Below are 17,793 nucleotides of genomic sequence, written 5' to 3' on the forward strand. Positions count from 1 at the left end.
CCGACTCCTCTTATTGACGTATGAGTAATTTACAAAATAGTAAATTCACTGTCAACGTCTGTCCAGCGGTCGCCTCGCCACTGCTGTCCGGAGCTAGAGCTCGACCGGATCCCCGACGCGAAGACGGTGATACACGCCCTCGCCGGGCAGAATCGCGCTCATCTGATCGGTCAGCGTCAGGCCCACATCGTTGAGGTCGCCGTCGTGGATCGGGACGATCACCCGCGGGCGCAGCGCGGCGACGTAGTCGACGGCGTCGGCGAACCGCATCCACGGTCCGCTCACCGGCAGGAACAACACCTCGATATCGATGCCGTCGGGCAGCGCCGGGAACGCGTCACCGGGATGGAGCATGCGTCCGTCGATCACGTAGGCGAGGTTCACCGGCGAGGGCAGTGTGTCGTGCACCTCGGCGTGCACGCCGGCGATCACCTCGACAGCCATCCCCGCAGCCTCGAAAGCGCGACTGTCTGTCACGACGTCGATCTGGTCGGCCGAAGTTCCGGCCGCGGCCAGACCGTCGGCGACATCCCTGGGAGCCCAGACGCGACTGCGCGGGTCGGCGGCCAGGGCTGACGCCACCAGCGCGGTATTCACGTGGTCAGGGTGGTCGTGTGTGATCAGGAATGCGGCGACATCGTCGAAGGCGGCGGCGGGGGCGAGCACCCCGGGGTCGATGACCAGCGACAGGCCGTCACGTTCGAGTCGTAGAGCGGAGTGTCCGAAGGAAGTGACCGCGATCTGTGGCATGCGCTTCTCCTGATCTGTCGGTGATCGTAGGAAGAACTTCTGTCCGCGGCAGTCGCTGCGCTGTGGCTACCCGCTCGTGCTTCCCTTCGCCGGGCCCGCTCCCGGCGATATTACCTCGAAGTAATATCGCCGCGGCGTAGCGCGCCTTGCCTGTCGGGCGGCGAAGATCCAGGCGAAAACATGACACCCGTTGTCAAGGTTGTGGTCGAGGATGGGAATCGCCGATCGACACATCGCCCCACAGATAAGGGATCGCCTTGCGTGAAACTCCAGAAGACCTCGCAGCGCTTCAGGCGCTTCTCGACGCCTCGCTCACCAGCGCCACATCACACTTGCGATCGATCATCGACGCCGAGAACACAATGACCGCAGCCGAACTCACCCAGACTCTCACCGGTATGTGCACCCTCGCGCTGTCCACCGTGACGGCGAAGGGTGAACCGCGGATCAGCGCGGTAGACGGGCATTTCCTGCACGGACAATGGCACTTCGGCACGGCGCGCACTGCCGCGAAGGCGCGCCACCTCGCGGCCAGGCCCGCAGCCAGCGTCGCGCACTTGCGCGGTGAGAACTTGGGCGTGTTCACCCACGGCACGGTCGAGATCCTCAACCCGCTGGACGGCGCGCCCGGCGCGGGCTGGCCGGAGCTGCTGGCGTACTTCCAGGACTTCTACGGCGGCGACGCCTTCGACTGGGACAACGAGGTGGTCTACTACCGCCTGCGTCCACACTGGATGACGGTCTACGCGCCCGATGTCGCGAGGCTCGCTCCCTGATCGTCTGTGCACGGCCGAAAACTCGCGCTTGCGTTATACGTATACATCTACTTATAGTGAGAGCACGCAATGTACGTATACATCTACGTACAACCTTCGTAGCCTAGGAGTGCAGATGCCTACTTTCCAGACGCCGCAGCCGGTCGCCGTCGCCGTCGACGTGCCCTGTGGTGACGTCACCGTGGTCGCCTCCGATCGCGCCGACACTGTTGTCGAGGTCCGCCCGGTCGACACCTCCAGCAAGGCCGATGTCCGTGCCGCCGAACAGATTCGGGTCGAGTTCGCCGGCGGCAAGCTCACGGTCGAGGCTCCGAAGAAGTGGAAGTCCTTCACCCCGTTCGGTGGCAACCCGTCGGTCTCGGTGACCATCGAGGTGCCGAGCGGCTCCGCACTCGATGCGACTCTCGCGATGGGTCGACTGGTGAGCGTCGGCGAATTCGACCAGTGCGATCTCGAAGTGTCCGCCGGTGACATCGTGGTCGAGCGCCCGAGCGGTTCGGTCAGCGCGAAGACCGCCAAGGGCAACATCCGCGTCGACGAGGCCGCGCGGGGGGTGCTGCGACTGGAGACCTCGATGGGCGACCTCGAGGTCGGCATCCGGCCGGGCAGTGCGGCGCGGCTGGAGGTCAATGCGCTGCACGGCAGTGTGCAGAACCGGATGGAACCCGTCGACCAGTCGAAGACGAGCGGGGAGGCCGTTCAGGTTTTCGCGCGCAACCTCTACGGCAACGTCATCGTCGGCCACGGAACCCTCGTATAGACCGAGGGTTTCGACGCTGGTGTGCCCGAAGCCGTTCGCGTGCCACCTCGCCGTCCTTGCAGCGCCCGCATCCCCGATCGGTGGGGGTGGGTCATCGGGTGAATGCGCCCGCGCCTGCTGCGAGGGTGGCGCTGGTGGCCGCGAGGTCGGGCAGGTGGGGATCGCGTGGGCTGCGTAACAGGACCAGGTGGTGGTAGATCGGTGCGGTCGCGGCGATCAGGAGGGCTCGTGCGTCGACGCCGGATGCCAGCTCGCCGCGCCGGATTGCGCGCTCGACGATGACCTCGGACTGGGTGTAGCGGTCATCCCAGAGGCGCCGCAGTGCTCGGGCCGCTTCCTCGGATCGGAACGAGGCGGCGATCAGCGCCATCGCGAGTGAGGGCTCCGCGGTGAACGAATCCTGGATCTCGTGGTTGAGCGCGGCGAGGTCACCGCGCAGGGAGCCGGTGTCGCGGGGGTGCCACTCCTGGCCGCTCGCCGCGTCGAAGAGGTCGGCGAGCAGGCCTCCGACGTCTTGCCAGCGGCGATACACCGTCGCGCGGTGCACGCCCGCGCGAGCCGCGACCGCGTCCATGCTCAGTGCGTCGTAACCGTGTTCGGCCAGCTCGGCGGTGACGGCGTCGAGCACCTGGGTTCGGATGCGCGCGGTGCGGCCACCCGGGCGGGGACGCGTCGGGGGAGCGGGCTCGGAAGCATTCGATGCGGATCTCATTGTCGGCAAACCGATCGCTTGACGGGACAGTGCTACCGTCGTAGCTTAGTGCGACAGATGTCGTATTAGGAAGCTCTGGGTGTTCGACGTCCACCGCCACCGGATAGCCCACGCGCCGAAGGAGTTCCGCTGTGCCGCACGATCGCACGCCTGTTCCCGCCGACCCGACCGTGCTGCACCCCATGCCCGAGCAGCCCCGGGTTGTGCTGTTGAAGCCGCTGATCACCTCACCGCTCATCGAGGTCGGCGAGTACTCCTACTACGACGATCCCGACGACCCGACCGCCTTCGAAACCCGCAACGTCCTCTACCACTACGGTCCGGAGAAACTGATCATCGGGAAGTTCTGCGCCCTGGGCACCGGAACGCGGTTCATCATGAACGGCGCCAACCACCGCATGGACGGCCCGTCGACTTTCCCGTTCCCCACCATGGGCGGCTCCTGGTCGGACCACTTCGACCTGCTCACCGGCCTGCCGGGCCGAGGCGACACCGTCGTGGGCAACGACGTCTGGTTCGGCAACGGCGCGACGGTGATGCCCGGCGTGCGGATCGGCCACGGCGCCATCATCAGCACCGGCTCCGTCGTCACCGGCGATGTCCCCGACTACGGCATCGTCGGCGGAAATCCCGCCCGCCTCATCCGAACCCGCTTCGACGACCGCGACATCGCCCGTCTGCTGGCAGTCGCGTGGTGGGACTGGCCGGCCGAGCACATCACCGCACACGTGCCGGCGATCATGTCCGGCAGCATCGACGACCTCGAAGCCGCCGCCGAATCCTCGAAGTGAGTGAAATGCCCTCTCGCCCAGCCGATATCGCGATGATCGGCATCCCCATCGTCAGCCACGTCCTGCCGAGCCTGGAGCTGATCCGTGAGCTGGTGACTCGCGGCCACCGCGTCACCTACGCCAACGACCCGGCCGTCGCGGACCTGATCACCGAAGCCGGCGCCGAGCTGATCGCGTGCACCTCGATGCTGCCGGTGGCCGACAACACCTGGCCCGAAGACCCTGTCGCGGTGATGAACCTGTTCCTCGACAATGCCCAGCTCGCGCTGCCTCAGCTGCACGCGGCCTACGACCACGACCCCGCGGATCTCTATCTCTACGACATCGGCGCCTACGCCGGACGCGCCCTCGCTGAAACTCAGGGCCGCCGCGTGATCCAGCTCTCGCCCACTTTCGTGGCGTGGAAGGGCTACGAACACGAAGTCGCGGCACCGTTGCGGCAGCTGCAAGGCGCCGACGCCTACCAGGCGAGGTTCGCGCGCTGGCTCGCCGACTGCGGCGCCGCGACCACCGATGTCGACGACTTCTCCGGCGTGCCCGACCAGGCGCTGGCGCTGATTCCCCGAGCGATGCAACCGCACGCCGACCGAGTCGATTCCGACACAGTGACTTTCGTCGGCCCCTGCTTCAACACCCGCCCGTCAGCGGGCTGGGACCGCCCCGCCCACGCCGAGAAGGTCCTGCTGGTCTCCCTGGGCTCGGCATACACCCGCCAACCCGAGTTCTACCGCCAGTGCCTGCAGGCCTTCGGCGACCTTCCCGGCTGGCACGTCGTTCTGCAGATCGGCAAACACACCGACCCGAGCGAGCTCGGCGACATCGCCCCCAATGTCGAAGTGCACTCCTGGGTTCCCCAGCGGGCGATCCTGCAACGCGCCGACGCCTTCGTCACCCACGCCGGCATGGGCGGCTGCGGCGAGGGACTGCTGGCGGGTGTCCCGATGATCGCCGTGCCCCAGGGCGCCGAGCAGTTCATGAACGCGGACCGGCTCGTCGAACTGGGCGTTGCCCGCCGCATCGACACCACGGACGCCACCGCCGCGAACCTCCGCCAGGCTCTGCACGACGTGATCACAGACCCGCGAGTCGCTCGCCGCTGCGCTCGACTGCGTGCCGACGCACACGCCGAAGGCGGGACGATGCGCGCGGCCGACCTCATCGAAAAGCTGCTGGGCTGAATCAGGTCCAGACGTAGCGTTGTGGATCCATGCGTCGCCAGGCTCGGTTCATTGTGGCGTAGGCGGCCCGGCGGTAGTGCGTCCAGGTGTACCCGCCGGCGCGCAGCGCGCGGTGGTGGCCGACCCACACCAGGAGCATCACCGCGAGGAACAGGACACGGTGGACGAGCATGGTGCAGCGGTAGCGGGTGCGGGATCGGTTGTGCAGCAGCACCGCGAGTCGCTCACATTGCAACCGCACATGGGGCACCTCGTCGGCGAGGATCTGGGCGCAGACCGCGCGCAGGACCGGTGAGCCGGTAGCCCGACGGATCGCGTTGTAATAGACCATCGCCAGAACTTCGACCATGACCACGGGGGTGGTCCAGACTTCGATGTCGGTGATGCTGTACCGAAGTCTGCGAAAGAGCGTGTCGCCCCAATCAGCGTGTCGCCGTGGGATGCCTGCATCGTCCAAGATCCGACCCAGCAGCGCGCCATGGCGCTGTTCCTCACGGATGAACAGGTCGATGACATCGCGATACGCGGGATCGTCGGTGGCAGTGGCAAATCGGTCAGCGGACGCCGCCAGATGCCGCCCATCCGATGTTTCGCCCAGCTGCCAGGCCTGCAGCGACCGGCGAAGGGGTGCCATCTCGGCGGGAGATGCCCCGACCCCGTTCGATTGCCACGGAATCTCGCGTTGCCGGAGCGCATTCTGCTGGAAATAGGCGAGCCATTCCTCGGTGGAACGCACTCTTCGCCCACCTGCCCCGTGACCGATCGCTGATGTCGCGCTTTTCGATTCCCGCACAGCGTCCCCCTCTGCTCGCCTCCAGTCGTACCCGAAGCGGGAGCCGGCCGCCAGCGGACCCTGCGCGCGACCGACGCCGAGTCACCAGGAAGGTCAACTTCCGGTGACTCGGCGCCGGGTGTCCGCCTGGGTTACTTCCAGGACGGCAAGCAGCCGGCCGCGCGCAGGCGGGAGGCGAAGCCGGTGTCGACGCTGCTGCTCGATCCGGTGGCGGAGCCCGTCGTGGCTCCGGTGAACGCGGCGGCGAGTTCGCCACCGAGCCCGGCACCGATGGAGCACCCGAGCAGATTGAGGTCGATGGTGATGATCTCGTTGGGCTCCGCCGGGTTGTCGGCAGCCTCGGCCGGTCCGGCGAGGCAGGCGAGGGTGGCGGCGACGGCTACCGCGACGGTACCGGCTGTGACAGAACGCATTTTTCTCCTGGCAGTTGATTCGGCGAAATTCCGGCGCCGATCAGCCAGTGGACGACAGTCGGCACCGCGGCAGTACGGCCCGACCGGTCACGGCGCGGCGACTCCCCTGACCGAACTACCCATCACATCCACTGTCGAAAACCCCGATCGTCGACAGGCGCAGTGAGACATCCCTCGCGTTGTGCGCAGCGGAATTTCGTGGCCGACGCGCACCTGTGCCCCGTGGTGTCGACCCTGTGAACTGGGATGATTCACCGTCGACGGCGCAACGAGAACGCGATTTCCTCAGTGCGGGTGAGTCGTTGGCCGTACATGGTCGGCAGGGGCACGCGCAGCGCGAGCGAGAGCCCGCGACAGCTCGGTACGGTCGCATTCATGGAGTGGAGCTTTCAATCGGCCGAACAACTCGCCTCCGCGCTGCGGGGGCGTGCGGTGTCATCAGTGGAACTGACCGACGAGGCGATCGGCCGTATCGAACGTGACGACAAGGCGATCAACGCGATCTGCGTGCGCGACTTCGACCGTGCGAGAGAAGCCGCACACCGTGCCGACCAGGCACGCGCCCGCGGTGCCGACAGCGCACTGCTCGGAATTCCGGTGACGGTCAAAGAGTCCTACAACATCGCCGGGCTTCCCACGACCTGGGGCATGCCGCAATTCGCGAACTACTCTCCGCCCGAGGACGCGGTGCAGGTGTCGCGGCTCGCCGCTGCGGGCGCGGTGATGCTCGGCAAGACCAATGTGCCGTTGGGGCTGCAAGATGTGCAGAGCTTCAACGAGATCTACGGCACCACCAACAACCCGTGGGACCACGCGCGCACCCCCGGTGGATCCTCCGGCGGGTCCGCGGCGGCACTGGCGTCCGGATTCGGTGCACTGTCCATCGGGTCCGACATCGGCGGTTCGCTGCGCACCCCTGCGCATTTCTGCGGGATCTACGCGCACAAGCCGACACTCGGGCTGGCCGCGACCCGCGGCATGGTCGCACCGCCCGCGACGGCGTTGCCGGTCGATCTCGACCTCGCGGTCGTCGGTCCGATGGCGCGTACGGCTCGTGACCTCACTCTGCTCCTCGACGTCATGGCCGGACCGGACCCGCTGACGAACGGTGTGGCATACGACCTGGCACTACCACCTTCGCGCCACGAGCGGCTCGCCGACTTCCGTGTACTGGTCCTCGACGAGCATCCGCTCATCCCGACCGGGTCCGCGGTGCGCGCAGGTGTGAACCGGGTAGCCGACGCACTGGTCGAGGGTGGCGCCCAGGTGCGACGACACAGCTCCCTGCTACCCGATCTCGCCGAAGCCGCGGCGGTCTACATGCAGTTGCTGTTCGCCGGCGCGGGCGCACGTTTTCCCGCTGACGCCTACGAGCAACTTCGGACCCGAGTCGCACAGCTGAGCGGCGGCGATCGCAGTCTCGTCGCGGTGCGCCAACGCGCGCTGGTGTTCAGCCACCGCGACTGGCTCGAAGCGAACAACAGCCGCGAACTCCACCGCGCCGGTTGGCGGCTACTGTTCACCGAATTCGATGCCGTCGTGTGCCCGATCACGCCCACTCCCGCGTTCGCCCACGATCACGACCCCGACCTGCTGGGCCGCCGGCTCGACATCGACGGTGTGGATCACCCGTACCTCGACCAGCTCGTCTGGGCCGGTGTTGCCACGATGCCCGGCCTGCCCGCCACCGCCATCCCGGCGGGACGCTCACCCGAGGGCCTACCGGTCGGGGTGCAGCTGATCGGCCCGCAGTTCGAGGACCGCACCCCACTGCGGCTTGCCGAACTGCTCGAACAGAAGATCGGCGGCTTCCAGGCACCGCGGTAGAGCCGTGGTGGCTGTCTCCTCAGTACCTATAGACGACAGATTCCGGATCGCTGTCGGCCACCTAACTTGGTGAACACAACGCGATTACGAGCATCGAGCCGCTACTGAACCGAGGAGAATCATGACCGCCTACGCCATTGCCAGATTGCAGGACGCCCCGCTGCACGAGGACATCGCCGACTACATCGAGCGCATTCCCGCCACCTTCGAGCCGTACGGGGGCCGCTTTCTCGTGCACATGACACCGCACGAAGTGAAGGAAGGCAGCTGGAGCGGGGGCATCGTGATGATCGGCTTCCCGGGGATCGACCAGGCGCGCGCCTGGTGGGACTCACCGGCGTACCAGGAGATCGCGCCGTTGCGCTCGCGGCACATCGAGGGCGACATCATCCTGGTCGGCGGGGTCGCCGAGGACTACGACCCTGCCGCCACCGCCGAGGCCATGCGTGCCGCGCTGAGCGCCTGAGGTCCGAGCAGGCCCGGTGTGATCACCCCTCCGGCGCGGTGCGGAGCTGCGACGGTCACGGCAGCCTGGAAGGCTCAGGATCCGGGGGCCGGCCAGGCGGCCGCGTCGGTGTTGCGCGATACCCGGCGAAGCAGAGTCGCGAGCGTCTGGCGCTCCTGCTCGTCGAGTCCCTCCAGCAGCCGATGGTCGCGTGCTACGCGGCTGGGCAGTTCGGTGTCGACGAGATCGCGCCCGGCGGCGGTCAGCTGCAGCAGCACCACGCGGCCGTCGCGCTCGAACGGCAGCCGTTCGACCAGTCCGATCTTGGTCAGCCGGTCGGCGTGTTTGGTGGTCGAAGCGCCGCTGGTCATGGTCCTGGCGGTCACCTCGCTGGCGCGCAGTGGGCGGCCGGCGCGGGCCAGGGCGCACAGGATGTCGAATTCGCCGCGGTTGACGCCCCTCGGCGCGAGCGCCCGGTCGAGCTGGTGCAGCGCCAGTGAACTGATCCGGTTGATCCGCCCGATCACCTCGATCGTGGAAGTGTCCACCTCGGGATAGGTCTCGGCCCATTCGGCTCGAACGCCGTCGACGAAGTCGGGGGAGGTGTCGGCCATGTGTTCATCCTAGCGATCGGTCTCACACTATTTCAGATATACTTTACTAGTAAAATACATTTAGGATGGCAGCGTGCCTGCCGCGACTTCCGACCTACACAACCCGCCCACCGCCACCCGGCTGCGGCACTCCCGTGGCGCGTTGGCGCACTCGGTCTCGGCATCCACCTGGCGGCGCGCGCTCGAGGTGCGGCCTGCCGACGCGACCGTGGCGGTCTCGCTGCGCGTCGGCGTTGCCGCAGGGCTGGTCTTCGTCGGCTGTGGCCTGTTCGATCTGCGGCAATATGTCGGCTTCGCGGTACTGGGCGCGCTGGCTTCCGCCTTCGCGCGGCACGAGCCGATGGTCCGGGTCGCTGCCAAGGTGACACTCGTCGGCGTGCTGGTTGTCGCTTTCGTCGCAGGTGGTGGTCTGCTCGCCCTCGCACACGTGCCGATGTGGGCCGAGGTCGCGTTGATGTCGGTCGGTGCCGCGGGTGCGGCGATGTCGGTATCGGCATTCCGGATCACCGGTCCAGGCCCAGTGATCCTCGTCTTCGCGGCCACTGCGGCGATCGGATACGTCAGTGCCCCTGGCGATGTCGTCCACGTGTGCTCGGCCGCGGCGATCGGTGCCGCGGTGGGACTGCTCGCGCAGACGGCGCCACTGCTGGTGCTGCCCCTGGGGCCCGCCCGGCTGGCCGTCGCGCGGGCTCTCTCGGCTGTCGCCGCGCTCGATCACGGTGGGTCCGTCCAACCGGCCCGCGTCGCGATCGCGCACGCCCGGGAGAAGGTGGCGCTCAGCGGCGTTCGGGGCGGGGATGCGCGGCACCACCGTGACCTGATCGCCCTGCTCGATGGGGCGGAGACCGCGGTTGACGATTGGACAGCGGGGGACCGAACGCGACTGCTCGACGTGGTCGGGCACGAGGCAGAACTGCGCAAGATCAAGCGGCGCAGCATCATTTTCGACCGTGGCGCCGAAGTCGGGGTGTCCGCGTTGCCGCGGCCCGAGGGGTTTCTGGCGGCGGGGCTGTCCGGACTGCGCTCACGCGCGGTCCTCGGCAACGCGGCGCGCATCGCGCTCGCCTCGGCCTGCGCGGGGTGGTTCGCGGCGGCGGCCGGGCTCGCCAGTCCGCTGTGGGCGTCGATGGGTGCGATGGCCGCGATGCAGGGCGTCTCGTACGCGATGACCGTGCAGCGCGGCATCCAGCGACTGCTCGGCAATGTCGGCGGCGCGGTCATCGGGGCGCTGTTGATCGCGGCAGGCCTGGGGTACTGGGCGACGGCCGTGGTGATCGTGGTGTTCCAGGTGAGCGCCGAAGTGATGGCCGCCCGCAACTACGCGCTCACCTCGCTGGCGGTCACACCGATGGCGTTGCTGATGGTCGGCCTCGGGGTGCACCTCTCGCCCGAGATCGGCGTCAGCCGGATCGTGGACACCCTGATCGGCGTCACGATCGGCGTCGTCATCGCGGCCGTGACGATCAGCCGCTCGGACCTGCAGCATCTCCCTACCTCCTCGGCCATCGACACGAGGCAAGGCGCCACACGCGTTCGTCCCTGAGATCGGGGTGGCGAGCACAGCGCGGGCGACTGTCTGAGCGCGCCGTTGCGGCAACGTGGATCGGAGTTGAGCAGCGCTGCCAGACACCGAATCCGATCAACCAACCGCTCGATCGTGATCATCCCGCGTCGCCGCGATGTAGGCGCCGCCAAGCATCAAGAGGCAGCCGAACAGCTGAAGCTGCGTGGGGTTTTCATCGAGGAAGGGCGCCGCCGACCCAGCGCGCCGACCGGGACCAGCATGAGGACGGCGGCATTCACTGTGCTGCTCAGCGCGTCAGCGGCGAACAGTTCCCGGCCATCGCCGCGACCATGACCGGCCGCCGAGACAGTGGACCGTCCCGACGACGTTCCCCGCGCGAGCAGCCACAGTGCGGGCACGGCCAGCGCACATCGAAAGAAGGTGGCAGTCGCGGGGGAGACCGCTGCCAGTGCGATGAACACGCCCGAGGTGGCGATACCGAGCGAACCCACCACCATCAACAGGCGCGGTCGTCTCCCGCCCAGGGGCGTCCTGAGCTTCGAAACCGTGTGCTGCCTTGGGCCGCGGACCATCGGGTGACGCTATGTCGACTGGCAAGGATGAGCATCTGATTTCCGGGGCGCGGGTTTCGCGCAGCCGCTGAATCGGCCGTGAGCTCACAGTAGATCGGTCATTGGTACGCCCGTACAGGCGAGCACAGTCTTTAACCAGTTCCGTAGCTATTACGTTACGTTGGCTGCGACCAAACGGAAACGTAAATCACTCAAGGTCATTCGAAACCATCTCAGATCCTGACCACCGATAATGTTCACTTATCAGCGGTCAGGATCGGATGGGGCGGATCTGGCTCGCGAAGGGCGACACGGTTTTCGTTTCGTGCAATACGTAATGTATTGACGAAACCAACGCTACGATTCACCCGTGTCGAGCGTATGCAACTACCCGGGCTGTGCCCGGCCCATTACCCGCGCCGGTGGGCCGGGTCGCCCCTCCGAGTACTGCGATCACCCCGACCACACGCGGTGGCGGGCGTGGCGGGAAAGGCAACGGCAGCAACAGGAGTCCGAGAGTGCAACCCCTGCCGTCACTGTGACGGCTCAGGGCCCGGTGACAGTGGCGCGTCTGCGGGCCGACGAGCTGCTCGGGCAATTCCGGGGACTGGCCGAGCAGCTGGGGACCACGCTGAACGCAGCGGTCGCCGAGCTACAGACAATCGGGGATCCGTCGGTGGCCGAGGCGCAGGTCCAGGCTGTTCAAGCCGACGCTGCTCGTCGGATCGCCGAGGCGGAGATGGCGACGGTGGCGGCCGAACAAGCGCGGCGCGAGGCCGAAGAGGCACGCGCACTGGCGGAATCGGTGGCCGAAGAGGCGGTGGCGGCCGCGGAACAGGCCGAACAGGCGGTGGGGGAAGCGCTCGCGGCCAGGGACGAAGTCGTGGCCTCGGTCGACGCGCTCACCCGACAGGCCTCCGAAGACGTGTTCGCGGCCCGCAGCGACGCCGAGGCACAAGTACGTGCGGCACAACAACAAGCAAGCGACGACATCGACGCGGCGCGACAAGAAGCCGACGACGCCGTGGCCCGTGCCCAACAGCGCGCCGACAACGAGATCGCGCACCAGCGCCGCGACGCCGAAGCCCGGATCGCGGCCGCGAACGCCGAACGCGACCTGGCGATCCAGCGGGCCGCCGACGCCGACCGTGCCACCGAACGCGCCGAACAAGCCACCGCCGAACGGGTGGAGGCCGCCGCCGAAGCACGCGAGGAGTGGCGCCGGGCCCGCACCGAACTCGACACCGCCCGCGGCGAACTCGACCGCACCCGTACCGAACTCGCCGAGCTGCGCCGCACCACCACCGCCGAAACCCAGCAACGCCGCGACGAAGCGGCGGCCGCACTCGAGCAGGTGCGCACCGAAGCCGCCGAACGGTGGGCCGCGCTCGACGACGCCCGCAAACAAACGCTGGCCCGTGCCGAACGCGCCGAAGCGCAGCTCGACGAACTCCTCGCCACCACCCGCACCCCGCTACCACAAACATGAGCGGGGGTATCGGGGGCGGCGAGCAGCGACCTGGACTAGCGTCACGCACATGACCGAGCAGCCCGGCCCTCTCGAATCGACGCGTGAGTTCGCCGCCATCGACATCGACGACATGCTGAACGCCGACGAAACCTACACCGGACCGACCTCACGGACGCGACTGATCGCGATCCTGGTGGTGGCGGCGCTGCTACTGGGCGCCGGTGCCACCACCCTCGCGATCCTGCTGGCCTGACCTCTCACGCGGGCCGGGCCAGCGGAGTGTCGGGTTCGCCGGAATTGCGCAGCGCGACGATCTGTTCGGGCGCCCAGTAGATCCGGCCGAACTCGAACGCCTGATAGACCCCGTCGTCGTGGGCGGTCTCGTCGGAGGCCGGCCAGCCGAGCTCGCCGTTCTCGTACCCGGCCGCCGCCCACCGCGCGCCGATCGCACCGTGCACCCAGTACGCGGGTTGGCCGGCGCGCCGGTAGACCATGCCGCCCTGAAACGCTTGCGCCAGCCCGGGGCCGGACCCGCGCGGATCGGGCAGTTCGGTGTGCTCGGCCGTCGGATAGCCCAGGGGCCCTGTCTCCCACTCCAACTCCGCGTACTTGTCCATGACCCCGGTGGGGACAGCGTGGGCATCGGTGCTCGGATGCCAGTACACGTAACCGTGCTCGAATTCGGCGAAACGTCCCACCCCGTCCGGTGTGCTGAGTTCGCCGTCGGTGCGGCGCGCGCCCAACCACGGCGACGCGGCGGCACGGGCATCGATCGCGTTCGGTCCGGTCCCGCCGGCGAACGAGGCGACGTGGTCGGCGAACACATCCCACGGGAAGTTCGGGCCCACATCGGTATGCGAGCCGATGCCCAGTGCCCTCGTGACGTACTGATGGTCGGAGATCCCGTCGCCGACGTGGTAATCCGGTTCGATCACCTCGGTGGAGTACCCGTGCCGGTGCGCGCTGCGGACAGCGAGGAACGCCGCGATCCGCAGATCGCCGTCGATGGCCAGCCACTGTTGCCGCGACCACGCGATCCGGCTGCCCGCGAAGCACAGATTCACCGTGAAAGGGTTCGCCGAGAGCACCGACCAGGACGCGAGCTCCTCGGGCACCACCCGCACCACCACCGCGTCGCGCAGCGTGTAGTGGTAGGACACACCGTTGGCGGGGTTGTTGAGGTAGGCGGCAAGGGATTCGGCGGTGCCGTTGCCTTCCTGGGTGTGCAACAGGAAATTGGTGATGCGGGCCCCTTCGCGCGGGGAGTGCGATGGTCCGAGCCGGTCGATCTCGGTGAACTGCGGCACCGATACCGAACGATCGAGCGCCCACTGCCCGAAGTCGGGGGCGAGGATATCGTTGACGTCGACGCGGGTGCCGTCGATGATCGGTCCGGGGTTGCTCGGGGTGTCGATCACCCGCTGGTAGAGCACCGCGCGTGGTTCCCGTTCGGTACCCGACCAGGCCCGCGTCTGCCACGCCCAGCTGAATTCCCCGCGCGCGCCGACCACCCCGTCCTCGATCGCCCACGCACACACTCGCGAATGCCCGTAGATCCCGGTCCAGGCGGTGCCCAGCACCGAGTTCACGCCCCGGAAGAACTCCACGGCCGTGCTGTTCCACTGCGACAGCGAGATGTCCTCGTCGACGGCGAAGAAGATCGGTGCGCGTCGAGGCGCGCCCACGCTCAGGTGGGTGGCCAGCGCCTGTTCGGCCATCCGGCGACCGCCGTCGAAACCGGTAGTCCAGTCCGAGGGGGTCGCGTCGCCGGGTTTGCCGTACTGCCAGATGGAGACGATGTCGAGCCCGGCGGCGGTGAGCGCGTGAGCGTAGTCGGCGGTGATCGGTTTGGCGCCGAAGTTCGCGCCCGGCCTGCTCGGTGAGATGTAGGCGAGAACCGCCGAATGGCCCGCGGCGACGATCGCCCGCGGTTCGATGAGCCTGGCCGCGAAATCGACAGCTGTAGACATGATTGACCCCCTGTATGGCTGCGTATCCGATGGAATTCCCGAGATGGTGGAACTATCGCGATGATTGACGCTGGTACCCGAGGATCGGTACCGGGGTGAGGATCTCACCGTGCATAATTCTAAACGAAACACTTACTCCCGCACCGGCATTCACCAACGAACAGGGTAGTACCCGAATTCGGGAGTAGTTTCACTCACGCGTGCCTGCCCGTGGGCCCGCTAACCTTTCGCCATGGTGGCACAGCTGATGTGGGGGATCCCGACGCACGGGTTCTTCGTCGCGCTCGGTGTCGCCGTGGCCGCGGTGGTGTTCGTGGCCGAGTGCAGGCGCCGCGACGCGCTGCGCGAAGAGTCCCTGGTCGCGGTCACCGGTGCACTGGTCGGTGGGGCGATCGGCATGCGGTTGTCGAGTCTGGTCGAGACCCTCGATCCGTACGAGAGCTGGATGTTCGGTGCGCGCAGCGTGCTGGGCGGATTGTTCGGCGCGTATGTGGGCGTGTTGATCGCGAAAAGGATCATCGGATATCGGGAACGCACCGGTGACCTGTTCGCCCCCGCGGTGGCGCTGGGCATGGCGGTGGGGCGCATCGGCTGCTTGCTCACCGAGGCGCCGGGACGGCCGACGAGCCTGCCGTGGGCAATCCACGCCCCCGCCACGGTGCCGCAGTGCCCCGGGTGTGTGGCCGGTGTCGCGATGCATCCGAGCTATCTCTACGAAATCGTGTTCCAGCTGGCCGCTTTCGGCGCACTGTGGTGGTTGCGCGACCGGATCAGCACGCCGGGTGAGCTGTTCACCCTCTACGTCGGGGCGTACGCGATCTTCCGGTTCCTGGTCGAATTCACCCGCGCCAACGACACGGTATGGCTGGATCTGACCCGCCCGCAATGGTTCCTGCTGCCGGGACTGGCCCTGGTCGCGGTGCGCTGGAGCATCGGCTACCGGCGCGGGAACTACGACGGTGTACTTCGACGAAAGGTCGTGGCATGAACTTTCCTCCCGGACCACCACCGAACATGCCGCCCCCACCGCCGCAGCAAGGCGGGAAACCGCCGGGCCAGGGCGGTCAGGTCGCGGCGATGGCGTTGGCGGGGGCGATGGCGTTCATCCTGGCGAACGCGATGGCGGGATTCTTCGTGTTCATGGTCGTCGCCTCCATCAATGACGACGCCGCGACCAAAGCGCTGTTCGGGCTGACCGCGGTGGTCAGCGCGGCAGCGGCTTTCGGGGGTGGCTGGCTGTTGATCCGGCGCAAACGGCCCGCGCCCAAAGGGTTCGGGATGGGGTTGATGATCGGGTGGTCGCTGGTCACGGTGTGCACGGCGGGGTTGTGCACGGCCATCAACCCGGAGCTGTACACGGGCATGTTCGGGATGGCACCGTGACCGGGATGCCGTTGCGGGGCGATCGGATCCTGCGCTATGTCACCGCGTTCTGTCCCCGCTGCCACGACCAACACCCCGAGACCGCGCTGCCCGACGTCGCGAGACTGTCGGGGTGGCTCGCCGAACGGGACGGGAAAGTATTCCTCGAACGAGGATGTCGAACGCACGGCATGGTGCGGACCCTCTACGACGAGGACCCGGAAATCCTGGCCTACCTCGAAGAATGGACCGCTCCGACCAAAGCGCACCTGCCCGACACCGTGGGCAATTTCGACCCGGTGCCCTCGGCGTATCTGCGGGGGCTGCCCGAGATGCAGACCCAGCACACCTGCATCCTGCTCGAAGACATCATCGACAGCTGTAACCTGCGCTGTCCCACCTGTTTCGCCGACTCCTCACCCGAACTGCGCGGGGTGGTGCCGGTCGAGGACGTGCTGGCCAATGTCGATCAGCGCCTTGCCCGCGAGAACGGGCGCCTGGACGTGCTGATGCTCAGCGGCGGCGAACCGACCCTGCATCCACAGTTGGCGCGGCTGCTGACCGAACTGACCACACGGCCGATCACCCGGATCCTGCTCAACACCAACGGTCTGCGCATCGCCGTCGACGACGAACTGCTGGCGCTGCTGCGTGCCCATCGCGACCGGGTCGAGGTGTATCTGCAATACGACGGGGAAACCGCGCAGGCCTCACGCCATCACCGCGGCGGTGACCTGCGTGTCCGTAAACAGCAGGCCCTGCGACGGCTGTCGTCGAACGCCGTCTTCACCACCTTGGTGATGACCGTGGCCCTGGGTGTGAACGACGACGAGATCGGCGCGGTCCTACGCACCGCGATGGACACACCGTTCGTCGGCGGGGTCTCGATCCAACCGCAATTCGGTTCCGGGCGTTCGGGAGCGATCGACCCGATGAACCGGCTCACCCACACCGGTGTGCTGGCCCGACTCGGTCCCCAGACCGACGGATTGGTGACTTGGCGTGACCTCACCGCGCTGCCGTGCTCACATCCACACTGCTGCTCGGTGGGCTATCTGCTGCGCGACGACGCGGGCCGATGGCGGTCGCTGGTCTCGCTGATCGGGCACGAAAGGCTGAAGCAGCAGCTGGGACTGGTGTCCAACCGGATCGCGGACTCGGCACTGCCCGCCGAACTGCGGGTAGCGGTCCAGGAATCGTTGCTGGGATTGCTCTCGGAGCAGTCGTCGCTGTCGCATCCGGAGATCGGGCGGGTGTGGCGCAACATCTGCGAGAACTGCGATCTGGGGATGTCGACCCTGCTCACGCTGGCGTCGTCGGCGTTGCCGGGGCGGCGTCAACGGTTGCGCACACTGCTCGGGGAACGCGTTGTGCGGATCACGGTGAAACCGTTCATGGATATGTCGACGATGATCGAGGAACGGCTCACCCAGTGCTGCGTGCACGTGGGGACCCGTGCCGATGCCGATCAGTGCGCGCCGTTCTGCGCGGTGCAGGCCTGGCCCGCGCTGTCGCGGCAGCGATTGTCGGCGGCGGCACCGGCGGGGCGGGCGTTGTTGCCGGTGGAGGTGCGGTGAGCGAGCGCGGGGTCTACTACGAGGAGGCGATGCGCGGGCAGCAACCGCACGACCCGTTGACCTTGTGTGTGGTCGCGACGGTGGCGTTGCTGACGTGGTTGGTGGGGCCGTGGGCGGTGGTCGGGTTCGGTGCGCTCGCGTTCGTCGGATACTGGCGGGCGTGGCGGGCGGGGTTGAAGCGCAGTCGATGCTGGTTGCGTGATACCCGGCTGGTGCTGGGGTATGTCGGGGCGATCGCCGTGGTCGGGGCCGTCGCCGCGGTGTGGTAGCGGCGTGTC

21 protein-coding genes and 1 pseudogene are annotated in these 17,793 nt (G+C 67.6%); 13 read left to right on the top strand and 9 right to left on the bottom strand.

The window, feature by feature from the left end; translation table 11 throughout:
* Window positions 1-93 precede the first annotated feature (93 nt).
* Window positions 94-750 (bottom strand): MBL fold metallo-hydrolase, encoded by a 657-nt coding sequence (locus tag ACFULV_RS03080; RefSeq protein WP_378652537.1) that lies wholly within the window; start codon window positions 748-750, stop codon window positions 94-96.
* A 257-nt stretch (window positions 751-1,007) separates the two neighbouring features.
* On the opposite strand from ACFULV_RS03080, the gene ACFULV_RS03085 reads away from it, so the two are divergent.
* Together ACFULV_RS03085 and ACFULV_RS03090 are read left to right on the top strand one after the other, a co-directional pair.
* Entirely contained in the window at window positions 1,008-1,526 is a 519-nt protein-coding gene (locus tag ACFULV_RS03085; RefSeq protein ID WP_378652540.1) for a pyridoxamine 5'-phosphate oxidase family protein, read from the top strand.
* A 115-nt stretch (window positions 1,527-1,641) separates the two neighbouring features.
* Entirely contained in the window at window positions 1,642-2,286 is a 645-nt protein-coding gene (locus ACFULV_RS03090) for a DUF4097 family beta strand repeat-containing protein (RefSeq protein WP_378652543.1), read from the top strand.
* Between the two features lie 91 nt (window positions 2,287-2,377).
* On the opposite strand, the gene ACFULV_RS03095 is transcribed toward ACFULV_RS03090, so the two are convergent.
* Window positions 2,378-2,998, bottom strand: coding sequence for a TetR/AcrR family transcriptional regulator (locus tag ACFULV_RS03095; RefSeq protein WP_378652546.1), 621 nt, complete (start codon window positions 2,996-2,998; stop codon window positions 2,378-2,380).
* Between the two features lie 182 nt (window positions 2,999-3,180).
* On the opposite strand from ACFULV_RS03095, the gene ACFULV_RS03100 reads away from it, so the two are divergent.
* Together ACFULV_RS03100 and ACFULV_RS03105 are read left to right on the top strand one after the other, a co-directional pair.
* A complete protein-coding gene (locus tag ACFULV_RS03100) occupies window positions 3,181-3,789 on the top strand; it encodes a CatB-related O-acetyltransferase (protein WP_378630021.1) in 609 nt (202 codons plus the stop codon).
* A 5-nt stretch (window positions 3,790-3,794) separates the two neighbouring features.
* Window positions 3,795-4,967 (top strand): macrolide family glycosyltransferase, encoded by a 1,173-nt coding sequence (locus tag ACFULV_RS03105; protein ID WP_378652549.1) that lies wholly within the window; start codon window positions 3,795-3,797, stop codon window positions 4,965-4,967.
* Window position 4,968: 1 nt separating this feature from the next.
* On the opposite strand, the gene ACFULV_RS03110 is transcribed toward ACFULV_RS03105, so the two are convergent.
* From ACFULV_RS03110 to ACFULV_RS03120, 3 genes are all read right to left on the bottom strand, one after another.
* Window positions 4,969-5,703 carry a ferritin-like domain-containing protein gene (locus tag ACFULV_RS03110; RefSeq protein ID WP_378652552.1) on the bottom strand — a complete coding sequence of 245 codons (735 nt, stop codon included), beginning with the start codon at window positions 5,701-5,703 and terminating at the stop codon, window positions 4,969-4,971.
* 188 nt (window positions 5,704-5,891) lie between these two features.
* The gene (locus ACFULV_RS03115; protein ID WP_378652555.1) at window positions 5,892-6,173 is read right to left on the bottom strand and encodes a hypothetical protein; all 282 of its coding nucleotides are present in this window, start codon (window positions 6,171-6,173) and stop codon (window positions 5,892-5,894) included.
* A gap of 251 nt (window positions 6,174-6,424) precedes the next feature.
* Window positions 6,425-6,550, bottom strand: coding sequence for a hypothetical protein (locus tag ACFULV_RS03120; protein ID WP_378652558.1), 126 nt, complete (start codon window positions 6,548-6,550; stop codon window positions 6,425-6,427).
* On the opposite strand from ACFULV_RS03120, the gene ACFULV_RS03125 reads away from it, so the two are divergent.
* Entirely contained in the window at window positions 6,549-8,000 is a 1,452-nt protein-coding gene (locus ACFULV_RS03125) for an amidase (RefSeq protein ID WP_378652561.1), read from the top strand. The genes ACFULV_RS03120 and ACFULV_RS03125 overlap by 2 nt on opposite strands.
* A 121-nt stretch (window positions 8,001-8,121) precedes the next feature.
* Window positions 8,122-8,466, top strand: a complete 345-nt coding sequence (locus ACFULV_RS03130) for a DUF1330 domain-containing protein (RefSeq protein WP_378652564.1) — start codon at window positions 8,122-8,124, stop codon at window positions 8,464-8,466.
* Window positions 8,467-8,540: 74 nt separating this feature from the next.
* On the opposite strand, the gene ACFULV_RS03135 is transcribed toward ACFULV_RS03130, so the two are convergent.
* Window positions 8,541-9,059: a MarR family winged helix-turn-helix transcriptional regulator gene (locus ACFULV_RS03135; protein WP_378652567.1), complete on the bottom strand. Its 519-nt coding sequence runs from the start codon at window positions 9,057-9,059 to the stop codon at window positions 8,541-8,543.
* Window positions 9,060-9,132: 73 nt separating this feature from the next.
* On the opposite strand from ACFULV_RS03135, the gene ACFULV_RS03140 reads away from it, so the two are divergent.
* Window positions 9,133-10,602: an FUSC family protein gene (locus ACFULV_RS03140; RefSeq protein ID WP_378652570.1), complete on the top strand. Its 1,470-nt coding sequence runs from the start codon at window positions 9,133-9,135 to the stop codon at window positions 10,600-10,602.
* Window positions 10,603-10,757: 155 nt separating this feature from the next.
* On the opposite strand, the gene ACFULV_RS03145 is transcribed toward ACFULV_RS03140, so the two are convergent.
* Entirely contained in the window at window positions 10,758-11,081 is a 324-nt protein-coding gene (locus ACFULV_RS03145) for a hypothetical protein (protein ID WP_378652573.1), read from the bottom strand.
* 610 nt (window positions 11,082-11,691) lie between these two features.
* On the opposite strand from ACFULV_RS03145, the gene ACFULV_RS03150 reads away from it, so the two are divergent.
* Window positions 11,692-12,624, top strand: coding sequence for a hypothetical protein (locus ACFULV_RS03150; protein WP_378652576.1), 933 nt, complete (start codon window positions 11,692-11,694; stop codon window positions 12,622-12,624).
* Window positions 12,625-12,673: 49 nt separating this feature from the next.
* Window positions 12,674-12,859 carry a hypothetical protein gene (locus ACFULV_RS03155; RefSeq protein ID WP_378629239.1) on the top strand — a complete coding sequence of 62 codons (186 nt, stop codon included), beginning with the start codon at window positions 12,674-12,676 and terminating at the stop codon, window positions 12,857-12,859.
* Window positions 12,860-12,863: 4 nt separating this feature from the next.
* On the opposite strand, the gene ACFULV_RS03160 is transcribed toward ACFULV_RS03155, so the two are convergent.
* Window positions 12,864-13,913 carry a hypothetical protein gene (locus ACFULV_RS03160; RefSeq protein WP_378653396.1) on the bottom strand — a complete coding sequence of 350 codons (1,050 nt, stop codon included), beginning with the start codon at window positions 13,911-13,913 and terminating at the stop codon, window positions 12,864-12,866.
* A gap of 9 nt (window positions 13,914-13,922) precedes the next feature.
* Window positions 13,923-14,576, bottom strand: a pseudogene (locus ACFULV_RS03165) (DUF1906 domain-containing protein); the annotation flags it as partial.
* Between the two features lie 232 nt (window positions 14,577-14,808).
* On the opposite strand from ACFULV_RS03165, the gene ACFULV_RS03170 reads away from it, so the two are divergent.
* From ACFULV_RS03170 to ACFULV_RS03185, 4 genes are read left to right on the top strand one after another with little or no spacing between them, the layout of a single operon-like run.
* Window positions 14,809-15,564, top strand: a complete 756-nt coding sequence (locus ACFULV_RS03170) for a prolipoprotein diacylglyceryl transferase (RefSeq protein ID WP_378629236.1) — start codon at window positions 14,809-14,811, stop codon at window positions 15,562-15,564.
* A complete protein-coding gene (locus tag ACFULV_RS03175) occupies window positions 15,561-15,959 on the top strand; it encodes a hypothetical protein (protein WP_378652579.1) in 399 nt (132 codons plus the stop codon). The genes ACFULV_RS03170 and ACFULV_RS03175 overlap by 4 nt, the downstream gene beginning before the upstream one ends.
* A 5-nt stretch (window positions 15,960-15,964) precedes the next feature.
* Entirely contained in the window at window positions 15,965-17,515 is a 1,551-nt protein-coding gene (locus tag ACFULV_RS03180) for a radical SAM protein (protein ID WP_378652582.1), read from the top strand.
* A complete protein-coding gene (locus tag ACFULV_RS03185; RefSeq protein WP_378629229.1) occupies window positions 17,512-17,784 on the top strand; it encodes a hypothetical protein in 273 nt (90 codons plus the stop codon). Before ACFULV_RS03180 ends, ACFULV_RS03185 begins: the two co-directional genes overlap by 4 nt.
* The last annotated feature ends 9 nt before the right edge of the window (window positions 17,785-17,793 follow it).

The sequence above is a fragment of the Nocardia sp. NPDC057272 genome (assembly GCF_042668615.1).
Classification (GTDB): Bacteria; Actinomycetota; Actinomycetes; order Mycobacteriales; family Mycobacteriaceae; genus Nocardia.